The organism is Collinsella sp. CLA-ER-H3, from assembly GCF_040092425.1.
GTDB lineage: Bacteria > Actinomycetota > Coriobacteriia > Coriobacteriales > Coriobacteriaceae > Collinsella.
This window is the reverse complement of sequence record NZ_JBBNLP010000026.1, coordinates 1-985: the sequence shown is the minus strand read 5'-3', so window position 1 is coordinate 985 and position 985 is coordinate 1. Positions and strand designations below refer to the sequence as shown.

The 985-nt window shown below is 60.2% G+C and carries 1 rRNA gene; it reads left to right on the top strand.

Annotation, left to right across the window (positions count from 1 at the left end):
* Positions 1-278 precede the first annotated feature (278 nt).
* Positions 279-985, top strand: a 23S ribosomal RNA gene (locus tag AAAX32_RS10010); the annotation flags it as partial.

Below are 985 nucleotides of genomic sequence, written 5' to 3'. Positions count from 1 at the left end.
TGAGAGCCGCATAGCGATAGGAGAGAGATGGAAGATCAATTTCTTCCAGACTCGATTCTTTTCTGCGATTTATCAGACAGAATGATAGCAATCATTCATCCGATCCAAACAAGAAGAATTCACTTATTTATGAGTGAGGAGCATCTGATCGCGAGCACAGTGAAGACACTGTGCCGCGGTATGAGATACCCGAATTGCGACATACGAGCGCTATTCATGATATCGATTAATTGACTTAATTAGCGACACGTGGATATCCCGCGGGCCCGAGAGCGGTCCCGCAAGATACCACGGGCGCACGGCGGATGCCTTGGCACAGGGAGCCGATGAAGGACGCGGCAAGCTGCGATAATCCCCGGCGAGGAGCACACATCCTTCGACCCGGGGGTCTCCGAATGGGCGAACCCATCCACAGCAGTGTGGATATCCCCCCGCTGAACACATAGGCGGGGGGAGGACAACCCGGGGAACTGAAACATCTAAGTACCCGGAGGAGAGGAAATCAATCTCGAGACTCCCCGAGTAGCGGCGAGCGAAAGGGGACCGATGGCCAAACCGTCGAGCGGGCGTACCCGGCAGGGGTTCCGCCGACGGGGTTGCAGGGCCGCGCATCCGGGGGCTGCCGCCCCCGGGCGCAGGTCCGGCTGGGGAGCGGAACGGCATGGGAGGGCCGGCCGCAGCGGGTGACAGCCCCGTACGCGAACCCAGACCGGACGGCGCGACGCGGTCCCTGAGTAGGGCCGGGCACGTGAAACCCGGTCCGAACCTGGGTGGACCACCATCCAAGCCTGAGTACTACCCTGTGACCGATAGCGCACCAGTACCGTGAGGGAAAGGTGAAAAGCACCCCGGGAGGGGAGTGAAACAGTACCTGAAACCGTGCGCCCACGAGCAGTCGGAGCAACTTTCAGTTGTGACGGCGTGCCTTTTGTAGAATGAGCCAGCGAGTCGCTGGCGCGGGGCGAGGTTAACCGAAAGGGAGCCG